This is a genomic window from Streptomyces sp. NPDC006372 (assembly GCF_040612515.1).
Lineage (GTDB): Bacteria > Actinomycetota > Actinomycetes > Streptomycetales > Streptomycetaceae > Streptomyces.
Genome location: NZ_JBEXQJ010000004.1, coordinates 390,543 through 414,981, shown reverse-complemented (window position 1 = coordinate 414,981; position 24,439 = coordinate 390,543). Strand labels below are relative to the sequence as shown.

Sequence of the window (24,439 nt, the reverse complement as noted above, 5' to 3'; positions counted from 1 at the left end):
CGATCTCCGTCTCGAACGCGACGACTCCCTCGAGCCCGGGTACGAAGTCGGACATCAGGCGGCTCCTCATGATGTAAGTGACAGATGGTGTTGATTTAGCCTGGGGGGCGCGGCTTTCATTCCGGGCCCGGTGAGGGCGCCGGGAGAGCGATGGTCAGCTCTCGGGGCGTTCCTCCGGGGCGTGCTCGGGAGCCGGGGCGGGCTCCGCCGCGGTGCTCTTCGCGGTGCTGATCGCCGGCGTCGCGCCGTTCGCCCCGTTCGTCAGGGCCAGCTCCTTGGGGGAGAGGACCGGCGGACGGGTGGACGGCGTACGGCGGGAGGAGCCGGTCCAGGCGGGCCGCGGCGGGCGCTTGACGATGGGGGCGAAGATCTCGGCGATCTCCTCCTTGCCCAGCGTCTCCTTCTCGAGGAGCGCCAGCACCAGGTTGTCCAGCACGTCGCGGTTCTCGACCAGGATCTCCCACGCCTCGTTGTGCGCGGTCTCGATGAGCTTCTTGACCTCTTCGTCGACCAGCGCGGCGACCTCTTCCGAGTAGTCGCGCTGGTGAGCCATCTCACGTCCGAGGAACGGCTCGGTGTTGTCCCCGCCGAACTTGATCGCACCGAGGCGCTCGGTCATGCCGTACTGCGTGACCATGGCCCGAGCCAGGCCGGTGGCCTTCTCGATGTCGTTGGCGGCACCCGTCGTCGGGTCGTGGAAGACGAGCTCCTCGGCCGCGCGGCCGCCCAGCATGTAGGCCAGCTGGTCGAGCATCTCGTTGCGCGTGGTCGAGTACTTGTCCTCGTCCGGAAGCACCATCGTGTAGCCGAGGGCGCGGCCTCTCGACAGGATCGTGATCTTGTGGACGGGATCGGAGTTCGGGGAGGCCGCCGCGACCAGGGCGTGTCCGCCCTCGTGATACGCGGTGATCTTCTTCTCCTTGTCCGACATGATCCGGGTCCGCTTCTGCGGGCCCGCGACCACACGGTCGATCGCCTCGTCGAGCATGTGGTTGTCGATCAGCTTCTTGTCGCTGCGGGCCGTCAGCAGGGCGGCCTCGTTCAGCACGTTGGCCAGATCGGCACCCGTCATACCGGGCGTGCGGCGGGCCATGGCCGACAGGTCGACGTCGGGCGCGACCGGCTTGCCCTTCTGGTGGACCTTGAGGATCTCCAGACGGCCCTGCATGTCCGGGCGGTCGACGGCGATCTGCCGGTCGAAGCGGCCGGGGCGCAGCAGCGCCGGGTCGAGGATGTCGGGCCGGTTGGTCGCGGCGATGAGGATCACGCCGCCCTTGACGTCGAAGCCGTCCATCTCGACGAGCAGCTGGTTCAGCGTCTGCTCGCGCTCGTCGTGACCACCGCCGAGGCCGGCGCCGCGGTGGCGGCCGACGGCGTCGATCTCGTCGACGAAGACGATCGCCGGGGCGTTCGCCTTGGCCTGCTCGAACAGGTCACGGACCCGGGAGGCGCCGACACCGACGAACATCTCGACGAAGTCGGAACCGGAGATCGAGTAGAAGGGGACGCCCGCCTCGCCCGCGACGGCACGCGCGAGCAGGGTCTTGCCGGTGCCGGGAGGCCCGTAGAGCAGGACGCCCTTGGGGATCTTGGCGCCGACGGCCTGGAACTTGGCGGGCTCCTGGAGGAACTCCTTGATCTCGTGGAGCTCCTCGACGGCCTCGTCGGATCCGGCGACGTCGGAGAAGGTCGTCTTGGGGGTGTCCTTGGTGATGAGCTTGGCCTTGGACTTCCCGAAGTTCATGACACGGGAGCCGCCGCCCTGCATCTGGTTCATCAGGAAGAGGAAGATGACCACGATGAGGACGAGGGGCAGCAGGAAGGAGATCAGCATCCCGATGAACGGGTTCTGCTTGGACGGCGAGACCGTGTAGCCGTCCGAGATCTGCTTGTCCTGGTACTTGTTCTGCAGCGTGTTGGCGATGTCCACGCCTTGGTCGCCGATATAGCTCGCCTGGATCTTCGAGCTGCCCTCGACCTTTACGCCGTCCTTGAGCGTGACCTTGATGGTCTGCTCGTCACCGGTGGTCAGCTTGGCCGACTCCACCTTGTTCTGGTTGATCGCCTGGACGACCTGGCCGGTGTCCACCGTCTTGTAGCCGCCGGACGAGCCGACGACCTGCATCAACACGACCACGGCAAGGACGGCCAGCACGATCCACATGACCGGCCCACGGAAGTATCGCTTCACGTCCATCCATACGGAGCGATGTCGCCCCGTCCCTCCTGCCATAGTGAGTTTGATAAAGACTGTTCTTCGGACGGTACCCCAGCATTGTCACCTGAAGCTGCGTGGGACGGCTGGCGATCCGTCTACGCATGCTCCAACGGCGGGAAGGCCGCTGGGGTTCCCGATCACGTTCACGGCACCCCGGCCGGGATTCAGCCGCCGTACACGTGGGGCGCGAGCGTACCGACGAACGGGAGGTTGCGGTACTTCTCGGCGTAGTCGAGGCCGTAGCCCACGACGAATTCGTTGGGGATGTCGAAGCCGACCCACTCCACGTCGATGGCGACCTTGGCGGCGTCGGGCTTGCGCAGCAGGGTGCACACCTTGAGGGATGCGGGCTCGCGCGAGCCGAGGTTGGAGATCAGCCAGGAGAGGGTGAGGCCGGAGTCGATGATGTCCTCGACGATGAGGACGTGCTTGCCCTTGATGTCGGTGTCGAGGTCCTTGAGGATCCGCACCACACCGGAGGACTGGGTGCCCGCCCCGTACGAGGATACGGCCATCCAGTCCATGGTGACGGGGGTGGACAGCGCCCGGGCGAGGTCGGCCATGACCATCACCGCGCCCTTGAGGACGCCGACGATCAGCAGGTCCTTGCCCGCGTACTCCGCGTCGATCTTCGCTGCCAGCTCGGCCAGCTTGGCGTCGATCTCTTCTTTGGTGATGAGCACCTGCTGGAGGTCGGCACCCATGTCTTTCGCGTCCACCCGCATCACTTTCGGTCGTCCCTGGCCGAACGGCCCCCGCACCGACTGCTCGGAGGGGCCGTGGTTCAGCCTTGCCGAATCACCAGTCTGCCACCCTGCCGCCGGGCCACGACCTTGCCGGGGAGGTTGATGGCTCCCTGGCCGCGCCAGCCGGTGATCAGCCGGTCGACTTCCTCGATGTGGCGGGCGAACAGTGAGCCGGCGGGGGCGCCGGCGGCGATGGCGGCCCGGCGCAGGACGCGGCGGCGTACGGCGGGCGGCAGGGCGTAGAGCTTGGCGCACTCCAGATGGCCGGCGGCGTCGCGGACCGTGGCCTCTGCCTCGCCGGCCCAGCTGTCGAGGGCGTCGGCGTCGTCCCGGGAGAGCCGGGCGGTGCGGGCGAGGGCCTCGACGACGCCTTTGCCGAGGGCTTTCTCCAGGGCGGGCAGGCCTTCGTGGCGGAGCCGGGAGCGGGTGTAGGCCGGGTCGGCGTTGTGGGGGTCGTCCCAGACGGGCAGGGACTGGACCATGCAGGCCTTGCGGGCGGTCTGCCGGTCGAGTTCCAGGAAGGGGCGCCGGTAGCGGCCGCCGGCCCCCGAGACCGCGGCCATTCCGGACAGCGAGCGGATGCCGGATCCGCGGGCGAGGCCCAGGAGGACGGTTTCGGCCTGGTCGTCGCGGGTGTGGCCGAGCAGGACCGCGGCGGCGCCGTGGCGTTCGGCCGCGGTGTCGAGGGCGGCGTAGCGGGCGTCACGGGCGGCGGCTTCGGGACCGCCCGAACGGCCGACGGTCACGGTGACGGAGTCGACGGGGTCGAGGCCGAGTTCGCGCAGGCGCAGGACGACTTCCGCAGCGCGCACGTCGGAGCCGGGCTGGAGCTGGTGGTCGACGGTCACGCCGCCGGCGCGGATGCCGAGTCTGGGGGCCTCGAAGGCGAGGGCGGAGGCCAGGGCCGTGGAGTCGGCGCCGCCGGAGCACGCCACGAGCACGAGCGGCGGGGGTGGCGGCTCGTGCGAGGGGGCGTGCGGGGGTGCGGCTGTGGTGCGGTTGTGTTCGGTGAGGAGGTCGTGGAGGACGCGGCGGACCGCCAGGCGTATCGCCGCGACCGCAGGATGGGGACCCATGTCCGGTTCCCTTCATGAAGTTTTCGGGGGGTGAGCCCGATGCCGGTCACGCAGAGTGTGTAGATGGTGACAGAAACGGGCCGTTCCCCGAGCATTGCACGCCTACCCCTCGCTCACGGTCCCTCGGACGGGTGATTGAAGGGGCGTTCGCCTGCCGTCCGCCGGTTTCCCTTCACGACCTCTCGGCGTAGTTCACTACTCGGCCCGTCGGTGCACCCGCGCGATCCAGTCCGCCGGTTTGGCGATCTCCGCTTTGGTGGGGAGCGTGTTGGGCGAGGTCCAGACGCGGTTGAAGCCGTCCATGCCGGCCTCGTCGACGACGGCTCGTACGAAGCGTTCGCCGTCCCGGTACTGGCGGAGTTTGGCGTCCAGGCCGAGCAGTTTGCGCAGGGCCAGGTCCAGTCGGGAGGCGCCCTTGGCGCGGCGCTGCTGGAACTTCTCGCGGATCTCGCCGACGGTCGGTACGACGTCCGGGCCGACTCCGTCCATCACGAAGTCGGCGTGGCCTTCCAGCAGGGACATGACGGCGGTGAGGCGGCCGAGGATCTCGCGCTGGGCGGGCGTCTGGACAATCTCCACGAGGGAGCGCCCGCCGTCGTCCTCCTCGCCCTCGGGGCGGCCTCCGGCGAGGGTCTGGGCGGCTTCCCGGACGCGTTCCAGGACGGTCATGGGGTCGACGTCGGTCTCTTCGAGGAACGCCTGGATCTCGCCCTCGAGGTGGTCCCGCAGCCAGGGCACGGCTGTGAACTGGGTGCGGTGGGTCTCCTCGTGGAGGCAGACCCAGAGCCTGAAGTCGTGCGGGTCGACGTCGAGTTCGCGTTCCACGTGCACGATGTTCGGGGCGACGAGCAGGAGCCGGCCGCCGCCGTTGCCGTTGCCGCCGGCCGGGAGGTCGCGGGCGGCCGGGGCGAAGGTCTCGTACTGGCCGAGGACGCGGGAGGCCAGGAAGGACAGCAGCATCCCGAGCTCGACGCCGGTGACCTTGCCGCCGACCGCGCTCATGACCGCGCCGCCGGGGGTGTTGCCGCGCCGTTCCTGCATCTTGTCGAGGAGGGGCCTGAGGAGCTCGCGGAAGCCGGCCACGTTGGCCCGGATCCACCCCGGGCGGTCGACGACCAGGACGGGGGTGTCGTGGCCCTCTTCCGTGCCCAGACCAGTGAAGCCCCGGACGTGTTCCTCCGAGGCCTTCGCGTGCCGCCGCAGTTCCGCGACGACGGCCCTCGCCTCGTCGCGGCTGACGTCGGGGCCCGGCCGTACGAGCCGGGTCGCGGTCGCGACCGCGAGATTCCAGTCGACCATGCCGGTTGAAGCACCACCGATGCTCGTCATGCGTCAACCGTACGTGAGCCCTCGCCGGTGGGGCAGGGCGACGAGGGCGGGATACGTCGAGGTCCGTTCGCGGATACTCGGCGTTGTGTGCCGTGCCCACCCGCTAGCGGCAGCCGCAACTCGCCAGTGTCGTGGCCGCTCTGTCCAGGGCCTTCTGGGCCGCCTCCGGGTCCGTCGTGTCGTTGGCCATGAACGCGAAGGCCAGCAGGCGGCCGTCCTGGTCGACCACCGTGCCGGCGAGGGTGTTGACGCCGGTGAGGGTGCCTGTCTTGGCGCGGACCGCGCCGCCTGCGCCGTCGGCGTAGCGGGTGGTCAGGGTGCCGGTGAAGCCGGCGACGGGCAGGCCGGTGAGGGCCGGGCGGAGTTCGGGGTGCGCGGGGTCGGCCGCTTCGGTCAGCAGGGCGGTGAGGAGGGCCGGTGTCAGCCGGTCGGCGCGGTCGAGGCCGCTGCCGTCCTTGAAGGAGGCGCCGTCGAGGGGGAGGCCGAGTCTGCGGAGCCGGCCGGTGATCGCCCGGTCGGCTCCGGCGAAGTCGGCGCGCTCGCCCGAGGCGAGCGCCGTCTGGCGGGCCAGGGCCTCCGCGATGTCGTTGTCGCTGTTGGTCAGCATGCGTTCGACCAGGGCGGACAGCGGGGGCGAGGAGACCGCGGCGAGGGTCTTGGCGCGGGTCGTGGCCTTGGACGGGCCGGGGGCGGTGGCCTTGATGCCGCGGGACTTGAGGAGGTCGCCGAAGCGGCGGGCCGCGTCCGCGGCCGGGTCCTCCACGCGCCGCACCGGGCCGCTCGTCGAGTCGTTCGTGCGTCCTTCGTCGGCCATCAGGGGGCTGAGGGGCGCGAGATTGGGGTTGACTCCGATCGGGTGCATTTCGGTGCCCGCGTAGAGGGTCGTGTCGTAGGAGAGCGTCACCTCGCGGACGCCGCGCTGGGCCAGGGCCGCGGCCGTCTTGTCGGCCAGGACGCGCAGGCTGGCCCAGCCGCCGGGGTTCTCGCGGGCGGTGAGGGTGGGGTCGCCGCCGCCGACCAGGACGACTTCGTTCGTGTCGGGTTCCAGGGCGGCGCGGGTGGTGAGGCGGTGGTCGGCCCCCATCGCGGACAGTGCGGCGACGGCCGTGGCGATCTTCGTCGTCGAGGCCGGGGTGAGCGCGGCGTCCGGGTCCGTGCCGTACAGGCGCCGGCCGGTCGTGGCGTCCACGACCGCCGCGGCCGGGCGGGGTCCGAGCGCGGGGTCCTTCAGCAGCGGCGTCAGGGCGTTCGCCAGGGCCTTGCCGTCGGGGGCGGACTTCACGGTGCTGATGCCGCCGAGGCCGGTCAGCACCGGGGCGGCGCTGGGGGCGGGCCGGGGCTGTTCGGGTGCGCCGGGGAACCGGCCGTGATCTGTGCCACCCACGCGGCCGAGGGCGGCGGCCCGGTCCCGCTCGGCCGTACGCTGACCCGAGGAGTCCCAGGGACCGGTGGCGGTCACCACGCCGGCGGCCAGTGCCAGCCCGGCGGTGGCGGCGCCCGCGGTGTACTGCCAGGTCTTCGGCCGCGTGACCCGCGCGACCTGCGGTTTCCCGGCCCGTGCGAGCCGCGCGACCCGTGGTTTCGCGGCTGCGGCGACCCGGCCCAGCCGCGGTCGTACGGCGTCCGCGATCCGCACCACGTGCGGTCTCGCGGCCCGCCAAGGCCTCAGCTCTGGCACGACCACCAGCCCCTTTCGCGATCACACACCTGCGTGAGGGACACTTAACCACCAGAACTATGTGTTGATCATGGAGGAGCCACCGGTGGAGTTCGACGTCACGATCGAGATTCCGAAGGGTTCGCGCAACAAGTACGAGGTGGACCACGAGACCGGTCGTATCCGCCTGGACCGGCGACTCTTCACCTCGACCAGCTACCCGGCCGACTACGGCTTCGTCGAGAACACGCTCGGCGAGGACGGCGACCCGCTGGACGCGCTGGTCATCCTGGACGAGCCGACCTTCCCGGGCTGCCTCATCCAGTGCCGGGCCATCGGCATGTTCCGTATGACGGACGAGGCCGGCGGCGACGACAAGCTGCTGTGCGTTCCGGCCCACGACCCGCGTGTGGAGCACCTGCGGGACATCCACCACGTGTCGGAGTTCGACCGCCTGGAGATCCAGCACTTCTTCGAGGTCTACAAGGACCTGGAGCCCGGCAAGTCGGTCGAGGGCGCCAACTGGGTGGGCCGTACGGACGCGGAGGCCGAGATCGAGCGGTCCTACAAGCGTTTCAAGGAGCAGGGCGGCCACTGAACCGACTCTCCCCTGATGCCGATGGGCCGCACGTGTACGCGTGCGGCCCGTTCGTCCGTGTGTGCGCATACTGAGGCTGTGGGGGGTACGAGGCTGACGTGTCGTACAGGGAGCGCCAGGCAGTGACGGACGCGGAGGACCGCAAGCCGAAGTCGGACGAGGCGAGGAGTGGGTTCCTGCCTCCGGCCGGGACCGCCGTCGACGGGGACATGTCGACCACGTCGGAGTTCGCGATCCCCGAGGGACTCGCCCCCCGCCGGGGGGCCGTTCCGGAGTCCGAGACGACGTCCGAGTTCGCCGTGCCGGACGGGCTGGACGTGTCGCACGCGCCCTCGGCGGAGTCCGAGGGTTCGGCGTTCACGCCGCCGAGCACGTACAGCTCGAAGTACCCGCCGTCGGCGTTCACGCCGCCGAGCGGGATCCCCGTGGTCAGTCTGACCAAGGACGTGCCGTGGCAGGACCGGATGCGCACCATGCTGCGCATGCCGGTGGCGGAGCGGCCGGCGCCGGAGCCGAGTCAGCGGCACACCGACGACGCGGGGCCGGCCGTGCCGCGCGTGCTCGACCTGACGCTGCGTATCGGCGAGCTGCTGCTGGCGGGCGGTGAGGGCGCCGAGGACGTGGAGGCGGCCATGTTCGCCGTCTGCCGGTCGTACGGCCTGGACCGCTGCGAGCCGAACGTCACCTTCACGCTGCTGGCGATCTCGTACCAGCCCTCGCTCGTCGACGACCCGGTCACGGCGTCCCGGACCGTGCGGCGCCGGGGCACCGACTACACCCGGCTGGCGGCCGTGTACCAGCTGGTGGACGACCTCAGCGACGAGGAGACGGCGGTCTCCCTGGAGGAGGCCTACCGGCGGCTGGCGGAGATCCGCCGTAACCGGCACCCCTACCCCGGCTGGGCGCTGACCGTGGCGAGCGGGGCGCTGGCGGGTGCGGCCTCCGTGCTGGTCGGCGGCGACCTGCTCGTCTTCGTGGCGGCGGCGCTCGGCGCGATGCTCGGGGACCGGCTGGCGTGGCTGTGCGCGGGGCGTGGGCTGCCGGAGTTCTACCAGTTCACGGTGGCCGCGATGCCGCCGGCCGCGATCGGGGTCGCGCTGACGGTGGGCCACGTCGACGTCAAGGCCTCCGCGGTCATCACCGGTGGGCTGTTCGCGCTGCTGCCCGGGCGGGCGCTGGTCGCGGGCGTGCAGGACGGGCTGACCGGTTTCTACATCACCGCGTCGGCGCGGCTGCTGGAGGTCCTGTACTTCTTCGTGGGCATCGTCGCCGGTGTGCTGCTGGTGCTGTACTTCGGCGTGCAGCTGGGCGCGCGGCTCAACCCCGACCAGGCGCTCGGGGCCTCCGACGACCCGGTGATGATGATCGGCGCGTCGATGCTGCTGTCACTGGCGTTCGCGGTGCTGCTCCAGCAGGAACGATCCACCGTGATGTGGGTGACGCTGAACGGCGGTGTCGCCTGGGTCGTGTACGGCGCGATGCACTACGCGGGGGACATCTCGCCGGTGGCGTCCACGGCCGCCGCTGCCGGGCTGGTGGGGTTGTTCGGGCAGTTGCTGTCCCGGTACCAGTTCGCTTCCGCCCTGCCGTACACGACCGCGGCGATCGGGCCGTTGCTGCCGGGTTCCGCGACGTACTTCGGGCTGCTGGCGATCGCGCAGAGCGAGGTGGACGAGGGGTTGGTGTCGCTGTCCAAGGCGGTGGCGCTGGCCATGGCCATCGCCATCGGGGTGAATCTGGGGTCCGAGATCTCGCGGATGTTCCTGCGGATCGGGTCTGCGGAGAAGCGGCGGGCCGCCAAGCGGACCAGGGGGTTCTAGCGCCCTTTGCCTGTGGGGTCGGGGCTGTGAGCCCCGCGCCCCTGAGAAGCAGGTCCGCTCAGTAGCCGTTGTTGTGCGGGTACTGGCCGCTGTTCTGCTGCTGGCCGTAGCCCGGGGCCTGCGGGTACTGGTTGTAGTACTGCTGGTCGTTGTACTGCTGGTCGTTGTACTGCTGGTCGTTGTAGCCGTTCTGGTTGCCGTACGGCTGCTGCTGCGGCTGCTGCTGGTGGGGCGGCTGGGTGTCGGGGGTGATGCGGCGGAGCTGGGTGGTGGCGTCGTCCATCATGGGGGGCTGCTGCGCCTGTGCCGGGGCCTGGGCCGCCGCGCGCTTCTTCTTCGAGCGTTCGCGCAGGTACTCGATGAGGATCGGGACGACGGAGATCAGGACGATCAGGACGAGGATCGCCTCGACGTTCTTCTTGATGAAGCCGATCTGGCCGAGCCAGTAGCCCGCGAGGGTGACGCCGGTGCCCCAGGCGATGCCGCCGATGACGTTGTACGTGAGGAACGTGCGGTACTTCATACGGCCGGCGCCGGCCACGATGGGGGCGAAGGTGCGCACGATGGGGACGAAGCGGGCCAGGACGATCGCCTTGGGGCCGTACTTCTCCATGAACTCGTGGGCCTTGTCCAGGTTCTCCTGCTTGAAGAGCTTGGAGTTCGGCCGGCTGAAGAGCTTCGGGCCCAGGAACTTGCCGATCATGTAGCCCACCTGGTCACCGACGACGGCGGCGAGCACGATCAGCGTGCAGACCAGCCACAGCGGCTGGGTGATGTAGGTGCCCTCGGCGACGAAGAGCCCCGCGGTGAACAGCAGCGAGTCGCCGGGCAGGAACGCGAAGAGTCCCGACTCGGCGAAGACGATGAGCAGGATCCCGGGCAGGCTGAACGTGGAGATCAGATAGTCCGGGCTGAGCCACTCGGGGCCGAGCGCAAGCGTGGTCACGGGGATGTGGCTCCTGCTGCTGGGGGGATACGGGCTGGGGCTGGCTGCTTCAAAGTATCAACGCAGCCGTCATGGCCCAGGTTCCACGGGCGTACTCAGGATGCACTGTGCGCGGTCCCGGTCAAAGCTGAGAACCATGGGCATCGATGAATACGGCGGCGGACAGGGCCCCCGGCCCGACGTCCTCGTCGTCACGACGAACGACGTACCCGGCTATCGCGTGCGTGAGGTGGTCGGCGAAATCTTCGGCCTGACCGTGCGCTCCCGGCACCTGGGGAGCCAGATCGGTGCCGGGCTGAAGTCGATGGTCGGCGGTGAGCTGCGCGGGCTCACCAAGACTCTCGTGCAGACCCGCAACCAGGCCATGGAGCGACTCGTCGAGCAGGCACGCGCACGGGGTGCCAACGGTGTGCTCGCGTTCCGCTTCGACGTGACCGAGGCGGCGGACGTGGGCACGGAGGTGTGCGCGTACGGGACGGCCGTGGTGCTCGAGCCCGTGCAGACGGGGTGACCCGGTCTTTTCCCGCGGTGGCCGGAGCCCCACCGGGTGCTTCGTGGGAGTCCGGCTCGCCGCACTCGTCCGTACACCTGTGTTACTTGGCGGCCGCTGCCGCGGGGGCGATGGCCGCGAGGGTCTTCCCGGCCAGTTCGGCCGCCCGCTTGTCGCTCTCGCCGAAGACGTAGAGAAGCGCCGGGTGGGTGGCGCCGAAGGCCAGCACGAAGCGGTTGAGGCCCATGAACTGGCCGATGCCGAGGTGGAACAGTGTCATCGAGCCGAGGAACGCCTTCGCCGCGGGCTTGGGCAGGACGAAGACCAGCGGGAAGGAGACCTCCGCCGCGATCGTTCCCCAGGTCACGAGCTTGCCCACGGTGGGGTACTTGTGCACCAGCCGGTAGACGCGCTGGTCACCGTAGTTGCGCGTGCGGATGACTCCGCTGAACGCCTCTCCGCTGAGCCACACCGGGGACACGAGCTTGACCACGCCGGAGGCGACGTAGGAGATGGTCGTCTCCAGGGCCAGCGCGCGCATGGCCACGTCGCGGGCCTTCTCGCCGTCCTTGAAGGTGCCGGTCGAGGCGAGGACGACGTTGATCACTTGCTGAAGCTGGTCGGCACCGTCCCCGCCGAAGGGGGTGCGCAGCCGCCCGGCCGCGCCCGTCACCGCCAGGACGGCACTGCCGGCCGTGCGTACTCCGCGCTTGTGGGCCCAGATCAGCGTGGCGGCGGAAGCACCCGCCTGTACCCCGTACAGGGCGACGGCGGCCTTCTTGGACTCGAGGGCGCGCGTCAGCCGGGGAAAGCGCTTGGCGAATTTGGGGCGCATGTTGGCCAGTTGGCCGCTCAGCATTTCGCCCTCTTCGAACTTACGCGTCTGGCTCAGCATTTCCAGTGCGGAGACCAGCGTGCCCAGCGAAGCCACTCGGCGTGCCGTGACCTCGGGTGGAGCGCTGAGGAACATGGATGGGTGCTCCCGTTGGTGTGATGCGAGTACGGTGGATACGGCAAACGGCGGCACGGTATGCGTATCGGGCGTACCGTGCCGCCGCTTTCATCGAACGGAGCTAGCGATGCCGGTCAGCATCGCCTGCCGGCCCGTTGTTCAGCCGGCGAGGTCGTTCGTGACCTCGTTCAGGGCGTAAGCGGTCGCGGCGGTCACCGCGACGCCCTCCGGGGTGGCGAGGGCGGCCAGCGGGGTGAGCATGGTCGGGGTCGCGTCGTTGCCGATGCGGCCCGGGGTGACGTCGGCAAGCTCGGTGTTGGCGAAATCAGCCACAACAGACATTGTTGTCCTCTTTCTGTAAGGGATTCGCAGAGCGAGTTCTCCAGCCGTTCGGCGGGAGGGCGCGGACTCACGCGGCACGCGGTGCCGAGTGAGCTCGCAGCTTCCAGTCGAGAGGGTCGGTCTACTCGCTACGCGGCGATGCGCGATGGCGCTTCAGCGGGGGTGACGTCTCCCTCCAGGGGGAATTCCATGGAGACGAAGACGGGTTCGATGTGCCGGTCCTCCGGGCTCGTGGGGTACGAGTGCAGCAGCATGAACTGGCTGTGCGTGGCGCCCTCGGCGTGCGGCAGGTGGAGCTGGATGTGGCGCCCCAGCAGCCGGTATCCGGTCGCCGTCGTCACGGGGAGGACCGCCGATCCGAAGGCGACCGCGTGGGCGAGGGCGTGCTGGGTGGCGTCGAACAGGGCCTTGGGGCTCCGGTTGCGGGCGTTCCAGGCCAGTGCGTACCACGGCCGGTCCTGGACGATCGGGACTTCCGTCCACTCGCCGGGCTTGCCGTCCGTGAGGTCGCGGTAGAGCAGGTGGTTGTCCTTGACGCCGGGGTTGGGCCCGAAGAAGCGCCAGTTCGGGGTCGGGATGCGCAGCTTCCCGCGGTGCAGCAGACCGTCGAAGCGCTGCTCGGGGATCTGTGCCACGGCCGTCGCGATCAGCCATGCGGCCAGTGACGTGGTGACGGCGGCGGTCTTCACCCGTTCGGTGTTCATCTTCGTGATCACGCCGGTTCCTCCTCCCGTTCGGCGACGCTCTCGGCGGCGGCTCGGCGCACCTTGGTGGACGGCCGCCACGACGTCCCGAGCGACTCGGAGGGCGGTTCGCCGACGATCAGTTCCGCCACCTCCTCGGCGTGCTTGCGCACGGAGAGCAGGGACTCGTGGTCGGAGCCGGCGACGAAGTGGTGCCGGCTCCGCTCGGAGATGACGGCCAGCCTGGCCTGGATCCCGGCGTGCAGGGTGTTGTCGCCGATGTTGTTCTCCGCCGTGACGACGGTCAACGGGCAGTCCAGCCGGGTCAGTTCCGGATAGGTCTGGGCGTCCCGGTACTCCTGGTGGGCCGTGGCCCACGTGTGGGGGGTGGCCAGGAACGCCCGGTAGCTCCGGTTGATGTCCGGGCGGTACTGCTGGTGCGCGTTCATGGCGGGGCGGAAGACCGAGAGCCCCGTGGCGGCGAACACCTGCTCCATCATCATCCGCTGGTGGGACCAGCGGTCGACGTCGGTTCGGCGGGCGTGGCGCAGGCTGACCACTTCGGTGGCGTCGATCATGACCACGTGGGTCACGCCCCGCACCGCGTCCGGGTGCAGCGACGCGTAGGCCGCGACGAAGTACCCGCCCAGGGAGTGACCCGCCAGGACGACCGGAAGGCCGGCGATGTAGGTGTCGCGCAGCTCCTGCACCAGCTCGAAGTGCGCCTCCAGGCCGTAGCGCGTGCCGGGCGTGCTTAGTCCGTAGCCGGGGCGGTTGAACCGCACGTATCCCATGTCCGCGGGAAGTGCGCCGCACACCCAGTCCCAGTATTCCTGGGGTGCGCCCATTCCGTTGTCCAGCAGAACGGCGCGCTGTGCCTGCGGAGGAATATGAACATCGACCTCGACGAGGCTGCCGTCCGGCCGTTCGTGCAGCTGATAGCGACGCGCACGCTCGCGTTTACCGGTGAATCGAGTTACTGCACCGGTCAGAAGGCTTGCGCCGGCCAATCCAGCAATGCCGACGGCAAACTGGCGCTCCAGAGACGCCACATTCCCTCCCCCGTGATGTGAAGTGACTGTCTGCCCGAAACACTAACAGGTGATGCCGGGCTCAATTAATGAGTTAATTGACCAGCCGCCCCGGGCGGACCCTGCCACGCTGCTGCGGCGGGCGAACAGCCGAGCTCCGGCCGTACTTCCGCAGTTCCAGGTAGAGTTCACCGATCGTTGTCTTCAGCATCGCGTTTTCTTTGGCCAGTTCGGCCATCCGGGACGCTTCTTCGGTGTCTCTTCCGCCTTCGCCGGCCAGGCCGTTACGGCCGCCCTCAATAAACTGTCTGCGCCAGTTCGACACCGACTGCTCGGACACTCCTGCTTCCCGCGCTGCTTCTGCCGCTGTGAGCTCACCGCTCATCACTCTGACGACCAGGCCGAGTTTCTTGTCTACCGGAAGTACTGGCGGACGCCCCACGTGCAACCCCCTTATAGCCAACCGTGTGCAGTGTGTAGTGCGCTCAGGGTTTGACGTAGCAGCACATGAACAGGGGTGCCTGTTCGCTGTATGGGGTGCCGTCCCAGCGGGACATGCGGGCCTCGGGCTCCAGCCCGGCGGCGCGGGCATAGCCGTCGACGTCGTCCGGCGTGGTCAGCCGGGTGAGTTCGTTGCCGACCCTGGTGGTGCCGTCGCTCTGGTACAGGATGTGCGAGCACTGCCACAGACCGCCGTCGAGCAGGGTGGAGTGGGTCTGCACGCCCGTCCCCGGCTCGGGGTAGGGGACGAAGTAGGTGGTGCGGGTCAGGCCCTCGTGGAGGCGCACGATCGCCGGCTTGTTGTGCGTCTCGATGACCAGCCGGCCGCCGGGGACCAGGAGGTCGGCCGCGCACTGGACGGCCCGCTGCTGGTCCTCGGGCGTGGTGAGGCACGACAGGGTCGCGCATACGGAATACACCATTCCGTAGCGGGATTCCGAGGTGTAGTCGCGTATGTCCCCGTGCACCGGGGTGACGTCTCCGCCGTCCTTCAGCTTGACGCGCAGCGCGTCCAGCATCTCGGGAGAGGAGTCCACGCCGGTCACATGGCCGACACTCCGGGAGAGCGGGATGGCGATCCGCCCGGTGCCGACTCCGAATTCAAGGGTTCCCGCCTCGGGGGCGGGGTGGCGGGCTTGCAGCCCCTTTACGGCTTCGGCGGTCAGCCGGTCGTCCGGGATGAGCCGGTCGTACCAGCCTTCGAACTGTCTGCCGTAGCCTATGTCGTCGACTCCGGTATCCACAGATATTCCCCCTAGCGCTGTCCCCAGGGACACACCGATGGGAGCGTCATGAAGCCGAGGAGCCGGAACCGGGCATGACGAAATGCCGGCTGCATCGGTCGCGGAAAGCTCCGCAACCGCCCGCGTGGTTAGTCAGCCATCATCGCGGTAACGCCTCAACGGAGCCCGTGGGGAGACTTCGTTACCTACACCGTACCAAACGGGATATGAGCAGTTCCATGGATTTCCGGGCGGGAATTCGTCACACCAGGCCGGAGCGGTTCCCGAATTCACGTGACGGGTCGTGCGCCAAGTCGGGTGCGTCATATATCCCGAAACAATGGCGGAGAGCGGATAGTGCGGACAGGTATCCAGACATTCCGTGCACACTGGGCCCCGGTGGCGTGGCCGAGGAGCACAGGAAGACTCCGGGCAGCGGGGTCCGGTAGGGGTCGAGGCGCGGTACGGGCCGCGCGATCGTCTGATACAGCGTCATCGCTCCCGAACCGATGTCCCCGCCGACGTAGTTGGGGTTGTAGTCCTCGTACGCGGCGGCGGCGACGGAGCGGTGGGCGATCACGGTGTCCCCGAACCCGGGGGCGTAGCGCTCGATACGCGCCCGGACCAGGTCGTAGGGGTCGGTCGGGTCGCCGTTCGGCACGTGCGCGTACGCCCACACCGGGCGCTTGCCGGGCAGGGCACGCCCGGGGTCGACCGCCGCCGGGTCCACCACGAGGACGAACGGGTCCCCGGTCCGCACTCCGCGGGCGTTCGCCGTCTCCTGCCGCACCATCTCGGCGTGGGTGCCGCCCAGATGCACGGTCCCGGCGCGGCCGACCGCCGGGTCGGTCCAGGGAATCGGCTCGGAGACCAGGAAGTCGACCTTGGCGGCGCCCGGACCGTAGCGGTACCGCTCCAGACCGCGTGCGTAGGCGCGGGGCAGCCGGCCGCCCGCGAGGGCCAGCAGGCCCTTGGGGCTGGTGTCGAGCAACACCGCGCGTGCGCCGCTCAGTTCGGCGAGGTCCGTCACGTGGTGCCCGGTGTGGAAGACACCGCCGTGCGCCGTGATGTCCTCGGCCAGCGCCTGCGCGATCCGGCCGCTGCCACCGCGCGGCAGCGGCCATCCCGTGCCGTGCGCCAGATGGCCCAGCAGCATGGCCACCCCCGCGGACGCCACGCTCGGCAGCTTGCCGACCGCGTGCGCGGCCACACCGGTGAGCAGGGCGGGCGCCTCCTCGCCCCGGAAGCGTGCCGCGCCGAGCCCACTGGCGTGGACCGCCACCCGGCTCGCCAGCCGCAGGGCCGCCACGGGATCCCGCGGCAGCCTGCGCAAGTCGGAGAGGACGAGGTCGACGACCGCTTCGCTGCGCTCCAGCAGCGGGCCCATCAGCCGGCGCCAGCCGGGCCCGTCGGCGCCCAGGTGCTCGCAGGTCTTGTCCAGCGAGCGGTGGGCCAGGGCGGCAGGGCGCCCGTCCAGCGGATGGGCGTAGCTGATCTCGGGCTGCAGGAGTTCGACCCCGCGGGCCGGCAGGCCGAACGCGCGGAAGAAGGGCGAGGCGGCGGCCATGGGGTGGACGGCGGAGCAGATGTCGTGCTCCACGCCGGAGTCGAAGAGCGAAGCGGTGCGCAGCCCTCCCCCGATGGTCTCGGCCGCCTCGTGCAGTTCCACGCGCAGTCCGGCACGGGCCAGGACCACCCCGGCCGCGAGGCCGTTGGGTCCGGTGCCCACGATGGCGACGTCGGTGGTGCTCACCACTGCTCCTCACTCGTGATGGGCCGAAGCTGCAACGTCTGCTCGGTGAGCCCGGCGTACGACGGCCAGCCGACGGCGATGGAGGGCGGGGGCGCCCAGGGCTCCACCGGTCGCGGACGGGGCGTGGGGGCGACGGGGCCGGGTTCGGCGTGCAGTTGCGAGCCGGCGAGGCGCCGGTAGAGCTCGTCACGCTCCATCAGGTCGTGGTGGACGCCGGTGGCCCGGACTCTGCCCCCTTCCATCACCACGATCTGGTCGGCGTCGATCACCGTGGAGATGCGGTGGGCGATGGCGATGACCGCGCACCGCCGGGAGACCCGGCGCAGCACCTCGCGGAAGTCCCGCTCCGAGTCGGAGTCCAGGTTGGAGGTGGCCTCGTCCAGCAGCATGACCGCGGGCTGCTGGAGCAGCGTGCGGGCGATGCACAGGCGCTGGCGCTGTCCACCGGACAACCCGCTGCCCTGGTCGCCGAGTTCGGTGTCGAGGCCGTGCGGGAGCTGGGCGATCACCGAGGTGAGGCCGGCCATCTCCACCGCCTCGCGAATGGCGTCGTCACCGGCATGGGGATTGGCGTAGGTCAGGTTCTCCCGGATGGTGCCGCGCAGGGCCGTGCTGTCCTGCTGGACGTAGCCCACCAGTCCGCGGACCGTGTCGAGGGGCAGCGCCTCGACGTTCTGCCCGCCGAGCCGGACGAGTCCGCCGTCGACCGGGTAGAAGCGTTCGATCAGCTGGAACATGGTGGTCTTGCCCGCGCCCGAGGGCCCGACCACCGCCGTCAAGCCACGCGTCGGCACGCTGAACGAGACGCCGTCGAGGACCGGCGTCCGCTCGCCCTGCCTCCCTCGCCGGTAGCCGAAGCGCACGTCGTGGAACTCGACCGCGGGCCAGTGCGGGGCCAGTTGCCCGAGGAACGCGGGGCCCGCCGCGCCGGCCGGTGCGTCGCCCTCCTGGGGCAGGCGGGCGAGCTCGTCCACCCGCTGGATGGCGGCCCGGCCCTGGACGAGCTGGCCCACGCCCATGAAGAGCATCACCAGCGGCGACACCAGCTGGAACAGGTACATGATGAACGTGGTCAGACTGGCCATGTCCATCTCGCCGCGGGCCACCCAGGACATCCCGACGCCCACGACGACGGCCAGGGCGCCCTGCGTACCGACGTTCATGGACGGCATCAGCAGGGCGTTGTAGGAGTTGACCCGGATGCCCGAGCGCCGCGTCCTCGCGGCCAGTTCGCCGATGCGGGCGGCCTCACGGGACTCGGCGCGGGACGCCTTGACCGTGGGCAGTGCGGAGAGCACGCGCTGGATGCCGCCGGCGAAGGCGCCGGTGTCGTCCCGGTTCTGCAGAGCGGCCTTGCGCAGCTTCCGGGCGAGCGTGACGGAGACGACGCTGGCGGCTCCCAGGCAGCTCATGGTGATGACCATCAGCCACAGGTCGATGAGGAACATCAGCACGATGCCGCCGATGACGGTGGCGCCGCTGACGATCAGCTGGGCGAGGCTCTGGGCCAGGGCGATTCTCGCCAGGGAGGTGTCGGTGACCGTGCGGGTGAAGATGTCGCCCTGGGACTCTTTCCCGAACGCGGTGAGATCGGCGCGCAGCAGCCGTCCGACCAGGATCTGACGGACGTCGAAGACGATGTTCTCCCCGGCCCGCCCGATGACGTAGGCCTGGAGCGAGGAGAAGAGGGCGCCCGCGCAGAAGAGACCGACGAGCTGGGCGACGGGGCCGGTCATCGAGGCTCCGCCGCCCGCCGCCTCGATCAGGTTGCCGATGGCCCAGGGCTGGGCGAGTGAGGCGCCCACCCCCAGCAGGCCGAGCAGCACGCCGGTGAGCAACAGCCCGGTGTGCGCTCTGGCGACGCTCGCGACCGACGCCGCGCCGTGCGGGCCCCCCGATTCCGGGCTCGCGTTTTTCACGTGACTCGCCACAAGCGCTCCCCCCGCTTTGCCGACGGCCACCGCGCATCAGCACACGCCGTGAATACGGCTCTGCGGCACGAGTCCCGTCGTCAAGACGCTCGAAGCTAACACGCAGGTCCGGCCTAAAGTTATGAGTAAATTGACCGGTGAGCGGGTGGCCGTCGCAGTGCGGGAAGAGGCGAGCGGACCCGCGCAAGTTAAAAGCTCGCCTTCTTACCTGACTTCTTACGTGACTTCTTACGTGACTTCTTACGTGACCTCTTACGTGACCTCTTACGTGCGTCCTCACCCGGCGCGGTGGCGGTCCGCGTTCGCGGCGATCGCGTCCTTCAGGTGCTCGGCGAGACCCGGGCGCATCTGGTCGTAGAACGCCTTGAAGCGTTCGTCGGAGACGTACATCTCGCCGAGGCCCGTGTGGATCTCGTACGAGCACTCGTAGTACCAGCGGCAGATGTGCTGCCGGTGTTCCTCGGCCATGTCCATGGCCGTCTCGGCGGCCGGCGGCTCGCCGGCGGTCATCAGGGCGTCGTAGCGCTCCCCCCAGTCGGCCATCTCGGCCTGGATGCGATTCCAGTCCTCCTTGGTGTAGCGGGCGACGCGGCGCTGGGACTCGGCGTACTCCTCGGTGCCGCCCCAGCGCTGTTCCGCCTCCTCGGCGTACTGTTCGGGGTCCTTGTCCCCGAACACCTCGAACTTCTCCTCCGGCGTCAGGTTGATGCCCATCTTCCGTGCCTCCATGGCGTGCTCCACGGCCTCCGCCATCTTCCGCAGCTTCTCGATCCGGGCGGTCAGCAGTTCGTGCTGGCGGCGCAGGTGTGCGCGCGGGTCCGCGTCCGGGTCGTCGAGCAGGGCGGCGACCTCCTCGAGCGGGAAGCCGAGCTGCCGGTAGAACAGGACCTGCTGCAGCCGGTCGAGGTCGGTGTCGCTGTAACGCCGGTGCCCCGCGTGGCTGCGTTCGCTCGGGACGAGCAGGCCGATGTCGTCGTAGTGGTGCAGCGTGCGCACCGTGACGCCGGCGAAGCCCGCGACCTGTCCCACGGAGTAGCTCACTTCCGCTCCCTTCTCGGTACGCGCTCCACGGTCGGGCCTCACGCCACGTGAGGTGCAAGCGTGTCTCCCGTTTGTCATCATTTGTCCGTTTATCGTGAGCCCGTGGTCCAGGACTCCGCGCAGCAGGCACCCTCCGTCGCCCCCGCGACACCCGCCCGCACCCTGCTGCCGTCGATCGTGCCCGCCGTCGCCGTGGGTGTGATCTCCAGCCTGCTCCTGATCGGGGTGGAAGTCGCCGCCGAGCACCTCGAGGACGTGCTGTGGCAGACCGTGCCGGACGCGCTCGGGGTCGGCCGGTACTCGGTGGCGTGGATGTTCGCGGTGCTCTTCGCCACCGGAGTCGCGGTCGGTCTTGTGGTGTGGAAGGTGCCGGGACACGCGGGCCCGGATCCCGCCACCGTCGGTCTGAACGCTCCCGTCCTGCCGCCCGCGGTGCTGCCGGGGCTGCTGCTGGCGGCCGCGCTGATGCTGGCCGGTGGGCCCAGCCTCGGCCCCGAGAACCCGGTCATCACCGTGAACATCGGCCTGGCGGTCTGGCTGGGCGCCAGGGCCCTTCCCCGCGCGCCGGGCCGGATCTGGCCGGTCCTGGCCGAGACGGGGACCATCGGCGCGCTGTTCGGCACGCCGGTGGCGGCCGCCCTGGTGATCTCCGAGGCGCTGGCCGGGCGGACGATGCGCGGCCAGTTGTGGGACAACGTGTTCGCGCCCCTGACCGCCGCGGCTGCCGGTTCCCTGACCGTGATCCTCCTCGACCGCCCGAGCTTCGACCTGGGCCTGCCGTCCTTCGGGCGTCCCGGTTGGGGCGACCTGGCGGCGGCGGTCGTGGTCGCCTCGGTGGGCGCACTGCTCACCCTGTGCGCCGTGTACGCCTTCCCCTTCGTGCACGGTGCCTTCCGCCGGCTGCGGCACCCGATGCTGATGCTCCCCGCCGGCGGCATCGTGCTGGGCTGCCTCGCGGCCCTGGGCGGCCATCTGACGTTGTTCAAGGGGCTCGACGAGACCGCCACACTGGCGCACGACCCGAACGGCTGGTCGGCCGGGGAGTTCGCCGTCATGACGGTGGTGAAACTCGCCGCCCTGCTCGTCGCCGCGTCCTGCGGTTTTCGCGGCGGGCGGATCTTCCCGGCCGTGTTCGTCGGCACCGCCCTCGGCCTGTGCGCGCACGCCCTGGTGTCCGGGGTGCATCCCTCGGTGGGCGTGTCCGCCGGTGTGCTCGGAGTGCTGCTGGCCATCACCCGGCAGGGCTGGCTCAGCCTCTTCGTCGCCGCGGTGCTGGTCGCCGAGCCCGTGGTCATCACCCTGCTCTGCATCGCCTCGCTGCCGGCCTGGCTGCTGGTGACGGGCCGGCCGCAGATGCAGCTGCGGCAGGACGGGAGGCCGGTCCGATGACTTCCCCTTTCCCACCGAACCGACCCTGGAGGCTCCCTTGCCGCTCCACGAAGGCCCCCGTCAGTCCGGCGAGCGCCGGATGTCCGTCAACCCCTTCTACGGCCCCGCCAACCCGCTCGGCGACATGACCGAGGCCCCGCCCACGCACCGGCTCCCGGACCAGCCCATCGCGCCGGCCACCGCCCACCAGCTGGTGCGCGACGAGCTGATGCTCGACGGCAACGCGCGGCTGAACCTCGCCACCTTCGTCACCACCTGGATGGAGCCGGAGGCCGGGCTGCTGATGGCGGAGTGCCGCGACAAGAACATGATCGACAAGGACGAGTACCCGCGCACCGCCGAGCTCGAGCGGCGGTGCGTGGCGATGCTCGCCGACCTGTGGAACGCCCCCGACCCGGCGACCGCCGTCGGGTGTTCGACGACCGGGTCGAGCGAGGCGTGCATGCTGGCCGGGATGGCGCTGAAACGGCGGTGGGCGCGGCGCAACGCCGACCGGTACCCGGGGGCCCGGCCCAATCTGGTGATGGGCGTGAACGTGCAGGTCTGCTGGGAGAAGTTCTGCAACTTCTGGGAGGTCGAGGCCCGCCTGGTCCCCATGGAGGGCGAGCGGTTCCACCTGGACCCGCAGGCCGCGACCGAGCTGTGCGACGAGAACACCATCGGGGTCGTCGGGATCCTGGGCTCGACCTTCGACGGGTCCTACGAGCCGATCGCGGACCTGTGCGCGGCGCTGGACGCGCTGCAGGAGCGGACCGGGCTGGACGTCCCGGTGCACGTGGACGGGGCGTCCGGCGCCATGGTCGCGCCGTTCCTCGACGAGGACCTGGTGTGGGACTTCCGGCTGCCGAGGGTGGCGTCGATCAACACCTCGGGGCACAAGTACGGCCTGGTCTACCCGGGCGTCGGCTGGGCGCTGTGGCGGGACGCGGAGGCGCTGCCGGAGGAGCTGGTGTTCCGGGTGAACTACCTGGGCGGTGACATGCCGACGTTCGCGCTGAACTTCTCCCGGCCGGGCGCGCAGGTCGTGGCGCAGTACTACACGTTCCTGCGGCTGGGCCGGGACGGCTACCGGGCCGTCCAGCAGGCCGCGCGGGACGTGGCCACGGGCATGGCCGCGCGGATCGAGGCGCTCGGCGACTTCCGGCTGCTGACCCGGGGCGACCAGCTGCCGGTGTTCGCCTTCACGACCGCGCCGGACGTGACGGCGTACGACGTCTTCGACCTCTCCCGGCGGCTGCGCGAGAACGGCTGGCTGGTGCCCGCCTACACCTTCCCGGCCAACCGCCAGGACCTGTCCGTGCTGCGGGTGGTGTGCCGCAACGGCTTCTCCGCCGACCTCGCCGAGCTGCTCACCGAGGACCTGGAACGGCTCCTGCCGGAGCTGCGCCGGCAGCCGCACTCCCTGATCCGGGACAAGAGCGCGGCCACCGGGTTCCACCACTAGCGGCTCAGCCGCCCGAACCTCCGTACCGCCAGCGGGAAGAACACCGCCAGCAGGGCCAGGGGCCAGATCACCGCCGCCCACGCGTGCCCGGACTCCGCGCCGGGCACGCGGAACAGGTCCCGTACGGCCGTGGCCGTGTGGGACATCGGGTTCCACTCGACGACCGTGCCCAGCCAGCCGGGCATGGAGCCGGGGGTGGCCAGGGCGTTGGAGAGGAAGCCGACCGGCCAGACCAGGATCTGCACGGCCTGGACCATTTCCGGTTTCCCGGCCACCAGTGCCAGGTGGATGCCGATCCAGAGCATGGCGAAACGGAACAGCAGCAGCAGGCCCACGGCTCCGAGGAGCGCCGCCGGGCCGCCGCCGGGCCGCCAGCCGAGCGCGGCGCCCACTCCGATCAGCACCGCCAGGGCCATCGCCGACTGGAGCATGTCGGCGGCCGAACGGCCCACCAGCACTGCCCCGTTGGCCATCGGCATCGAGCGGAAGCGGTCGATCACGCCCTTGTTGAGGTCCTGCGTGACGGCGAGCATCGTGCCCTCGAGGCCGAATGCCATGGTGAGCGCGAGCATGCCCGGGATCAGGTAGTCGCGGTACTCCCCGCTCACCCCCCGGCCACCGCCGACCAGGTAGCCGAACATGAGCAGCAGCATCACCGGGAACACGAGGTTGACGACCAGCTGGACCGGCTGCCGCCCCCAGCGGGCGAGCTCCCGGCGGGTCATGGTCCAGGAGTCGGTCAGGGCGTAGGCGGTCACACGGCCTCCTTCACTCGGCGGTCGTCTCCGGTCAGGTGCAGGAACACCTCGTCCAGCGTCGGGCGCCGCAGGGCGACGTCCTCGGCCTCGATACCGGACTCCTGAAGGGTTCGTACGACCCCGGAGAGCGCCTCCATGCGGTCGGTCACCGGGGCGCTCAGCAGACGGCGGTCGGCGTCGACGCTGATCCCCGTGAGGGGCAACAGGGCGACGGCGTCGCTCAGTTGACCGGCGTGGCGCAGGACCACGTCGATGCGGTCACCGCCGATCCGCGCCTTCAGCTCGTCCGCCGTGCCCTCGGCGATGACGCGGCCGGCGTCGACGACCGAGATACGGTCGGCGAGCTGGTCGGCCTCCTCCAGGTACTGCGTGGTGAGCAGGACCGTCGTACCGCCGCCGACCAGGGAGCGGACGGAGTCCCACACCTCGGCGCGGCCCCGCGGGTCGAGGCCGGTGGTCGGCTCGTCCAGGAAGAGCACCTCCGGTTCGGTGATCAGGGAGGCCGCGAGGTCGAGCCGGCGCCGCATGCCGCCGCTGTACTGCCGGACCGCCTTGCGGCCCGTGTCGGCCAGGCCGAAACGCTCCAGGAGCTCGTCGGCACGCGTGCGTGCCCGCCTCGCGCCCAGGTGGTGCAGCCGGCCGAACAGTTCCAGGTTCTGCCGGCCGCCGAGTTCCTCGTCCAGTGCTGCGTGCTGGCCGAGCAGGCCGATGCGCAGGCGCACCGCGTAGGCCTGGCTCAGCACGTCGTGTCCGGCCACCTCGATCCGGCCCGCGTCCGGCCGCAGCAGCGTGGACAGGACCCGGACCAGGGTGGTCTTGCCCGCTCCGTTCGGACCGAGCACTCCGTGCACCGTGCCGCGCGCGACCCGCAGGTCGAGCCCGTCCAGCGCCTTCTTGCCGCCGTACTTCTTCTCCGCGCCTTCGACGGTGATCGCCGCGTCGGCCACTGAGCCTCCCTCGTTAGTCAAACTTGACTACAGCCACGAAAGTAAGCCCGCCGCCTTCATTCGTC

23 protein-coding genes are annotated in these 24,439 nt (G+C 70.2%); 6 read left to right on the top strand and 17 right to left on the bottom strand.

What is annotated here, in order from left to right; all coding sequences use genetic code 11:
* Positions 1–154 precede the first annotated feature (154 nt).
* The 5 genes from ftsH to dacB form a co-directional block, all read right to left on the bottom strand.
* Positions 155–2,197 (bottom strand): ATP-dependent zinc metalloprotease FtsH, encoded by a 2,043-nt coding sequence (gene ftsH, locus ABZ016_RS11440; protein ID WP_356916324.1) that lies wholly within the window; start codon positions 2,195–2,197, stop codon positions 155–157.
* A 185-nt stretch (positions 2,198–2,382) separates the two neighbouring features.
* Complete coding sequence (hpt, locus tag ABZ016_RS11435) at positions 2,383–2,943, bottom strand: hypoxanthine phosphoribosyltransferase (protein ID WP_356916323.1); 561 nt, start codon at positions 2,941–2,943, stop codon at positions 2,383–2,385.
* A 59-nt stretch (positions 2,944–3,002) separates the two neighbouring features.
* On the bottom strand, positions 3,003–4,040 hold the full coding sequence (gene tilS, locus ABZ016_RS11430) for a tRNA lysidine(34) synthetase TilS (protein WP_356916322.1): 1,038 nt from the start codon (positions 4,038–4,040) through the stop codon (positions 3,003–3,005).
* Between the two features lie 195 nt (positions 4,041–4,235).
* Positions 4,236–5,369 (bottom strand): zinc-dependent metalloprotease, encoded by a 1,134-nt coding sequence (locus tag ABZ016_RS11425; RefSeq protein ID WP_356916321.1) that lies wholly within the window; start codon positions 5,367–5,369, stop codon positions 4,236–4,238.
* 103 nt (positions 5,370–5,472) lie between these two features.
* Entirely contained in the window at positions 5,473–7,053 is a 1,581-nt protein-coding gene (gene dacB, locus ABZ016_RS11420; RefSeq protein ID WP_356916320.1) for a D-alanyl-D-alanine carboxypeptidase/D-alanyl-D-alanine-endopeptidase, read from the bottom strand.
* Between the two features lie 79 nt (positions 7,054–7,132).
* Between dacB and ABZ016_RS11415 the strand changes: the two genes are divergently transcribed.
* The gene (locus ABZ016_RS11415; protein WP_003991985.1) at positions 7,133–7,624 is read left to right on the top strand and encodes an inorganic diphosphatase; all 492 of its coding nucleotides are present in this window, start codon (positions 7,133–7,135) and stop codon (positions 7,622–7,624) included.
* Between the two features lie 122 nt (positions 7,625–7,746).
* Positions 7,747–9,444: a threonine/serine exporter family protein gene (locus ABZ016_RS11410; protein ID WP_356916319.1), complete on the top strand. Its 1,698-nt coding sequence runs from the start codon at positions 7,747–7,749 to the stop codon at positions 9,442–9,444.
* Between the two features lie 58 nt (positions 9,445–9,502).
* Here ABZ016_RS11410 and ABZ016_RS11405 read toward each other — a convergent pair whose 3' ends face one another.
* Positions 9,503–10,390, bottom strand: coding sequence for a VTT domain-containing protein (locus ABZ016_RS11405; RefSeq protein WP_356916318.1), 888 nt, complete (start codon positions 10,388–10,390; stop codon positions 9,503–9,505).
* A 136-nt stretch (positions 10,391–10,526) separates the two neighbouring features.
* Here ABZ016_RS11405 and ABZ016_RS11400 point away from each other — a divergent pair, with 136 nt between their 5' ends.
* A complete protein-coding gene (locus ABZ016_RS11400) occupies positions 10,527–10,901 on the top strand; it encodes a YbjQ family protein (RefSeq protein WP_356916317.1) in 375 nt (124 codons plus the stop codon).
* 82 nt (positions 10,902–10,983) lie between these two features.
* Here the strand turns inward: ABZ016_RS11400 and ABZ016_RS11395 are convergent, their stop codons facing one another.
* The 4 genes from ABZ016_RS11395 to ABZ016_RS11380 form a co-directional block, all read right to left on the bottom strand.
* Entirely contained in the window at positions 10,984–11,850 is an 867-nt protein-coding gene (locus tag ABZ016_RS11395; RefSeq protein WP_356916316.1) for a hypothetical protein, read from the bottom strand.
* A gap of 141 nt (positions 11,851–11,991) precedes the next feature.
* Positions 11,992–12,165: a linaridin family RiPP gene (locus ABZ016_RS11390; RefSeq protein WP_158681081.1), complete on the bottom strand. Its 174-nt coding sequence runs from the start codon at positions 12,163–12,165 to the stop codon at positions 11,992–11,994.
* 137 nt (positions 12,166–12,302) lie between these two features.
* Entirely contained in the window at positions 12,303–12,890 is a 588-nt protein-coding gene (locus ABZ016_RS11385; protein ID WP_356916315.1) for a hypothetical protein, read from the bottom strand.
* A complete protein-coding gene (locus ABZ016_RS11380) occupies positions 12,887–13,747 on the bottom strand; it encodes an alpha/beta fold hydrolase (RefSeq protein ID WP_356916339.1) in 861 nt (286 codons plus the stop codon). The genes ABZ016_RS11385 and ABZ016_RS11380 overlap by 4 nt, the downstream gene beginning before the upstream one ends.
* Here ABZ016_RS11380 and ABZ016_RS11375 point away from each other — a divergent pair, their 5' ends adjacent.
* Positions 13,748–13,930: a hypothetical protein gene (locus ABZ016_RS11375; RefSeq protein ID WP_356916342.1), complete on the top strand. Its 183-nt coding sequence runs from the start codon at positions 13,748–13,750 to the stop codon at positions 13,928–13,930.
* Between the two features lie 52 nt (positions 13,931–13,982).
* Here ABZ016_RS11375 and ABZ016_RS11370 read toward each other — a convergent pair whose 3' ends face one another.
* The 5 genes from ABZ016_RS11370 to ABZ016_RS11350 all read right to left on the bottom strand — a co-directional run bounded on the left by ABZ016_RS11370 (position 13,983) and on the right by ABZ016_RS11350 (position 19,836).
* Complete coding sequence (locus ABZ016_RS11370; protein WP_356916314.1) at positions 13,983–14,480, bottom strand: helix-turn-helix domain-containing protein; 498 nt, start codon at positions 14,478–14,480, stop codon at positions 13,983–13,985.
* Positions 14,374–15,132: a class I SAM-dependent methyltransferase gene (locus tag ABZ016_RS11365; protein ID WP_356916313.1), complete on the bottom strand. Its 759-nt coding sequence runs from the start codon at positions 15,130–15,132 to the stop codon at positions 14,374–14,376. Before ABZ016_RS11365 ends, ABZ016_RS11370 begins: the two co-directional genes overlap by 107 nt.
* 241 nt (positions 15,133–15,373) lie before the next feature.
* Entirely contained in the window at positions 15,374–16,864 is a 1,491-nt protein-coding gene (locus tag ABZ016_RS11360) for an NAD(P)/FAD-dependent oxidoreductase (RefSeq protein WP_356916312.1), read from the bottom strand.
* Positions 16,861–18,783: an ABC transporter ATP-binding protein gene (locus ABZ016_RS11355; protein WP_356916311.1), complete on the bottom strand. Its 1,923-nt coding sequence runs from the start codon at positions 18,781–18,783 to the stop codon at positions 16,861–16,863. The genes ABZ016_RS11360 and ABZ016_RS11355 overlap by 4 nt, the downstream gene beginning before the upstream one ends.
* A 288-nt stretch (positions 18,784–19,071) precedes the next feature.
* Positions 19,072–19,836 carry a MerR family transcriptional regulator gene (locus tag ABZ016_RS11350; RefSeq protein WP_356916310.1) on the bottom strand — a complete coding sequence of 255 codons (765 nt, stop codon included), beginning with the start codon at positions 19,834–19,836 and terminating at the stop codon, positions 19,072–19,074.
* A 102-nt stretch (positions 19,837–19,938) separates the two neighbouring features.
* On the opposite strand from ABZ016_RS11350, the gene ABZ016_RS11345 reads away from it, so the two are divergent.
* Together ABZ016_RS11345 and ABZ016_RS11340 are read left to right on the top strand one after the other, a co-directional pair.
* Positions 19,939–21,225: an ion channel protein gene (locus tag ABZ016_RS11345; protein ID WP_356916309.1), complete on the top strand. Its 1,287-nt coding sequence runs from the start codon at positions 19,939–19,941 to the stop codon at positions 21,223–21,225.
* Between the two features lie 37 nt (positions 21,226–21,262).
* Positions 21,263–22,669 carry a glutamate decarboxylase gene (locus ABZ016_RS11340; protein WP_356916308.1) on the top strand — a complete coding sequence of 469 codons (1,407 nt, stop codon included), beginning with the start codon at positions 21,263–21,265 and terminating at the stop codon, positions 22,667–22,669.
* Here ABZ016_RS11340 and ABZ016_RS11335 read toward each other — a convergent pair.
* Together ABZ016_RS11335 and ABZ016_RS11330 are read right to left on the bottom strand one after the other, a co-directional pair.
* Entirely contained in the window at positions 22,666–23,427 is a 762-nt protein-coding gene (locus tag ABZ016_RS11335; protein ID WP_356916307.1) for an ABC transporter permease, read from the bottom strand. The two genes, ABZ016_RS11340 and ABZ016_RS11335, sit on opposite strands and share 4 nt — an antisense overlap.
* Positions 23,424–24,374, bottom strand: coding sequence for an ATP-binding cassette domain-containing protein (locus ABZ016_RS11330; protein ID WP_356916306.1), 951 nt, complete (start codon positions 24,372–24,374; stop codon positions 23,424–23,426). The genes ABZ016_RS11335 and ABZ016_RS11330 overlap by 4 nt, the downstream gene beginning before the upstream one ends.
* Positions 24,375–24,439 lie beyond the last annotated feature (65 nt).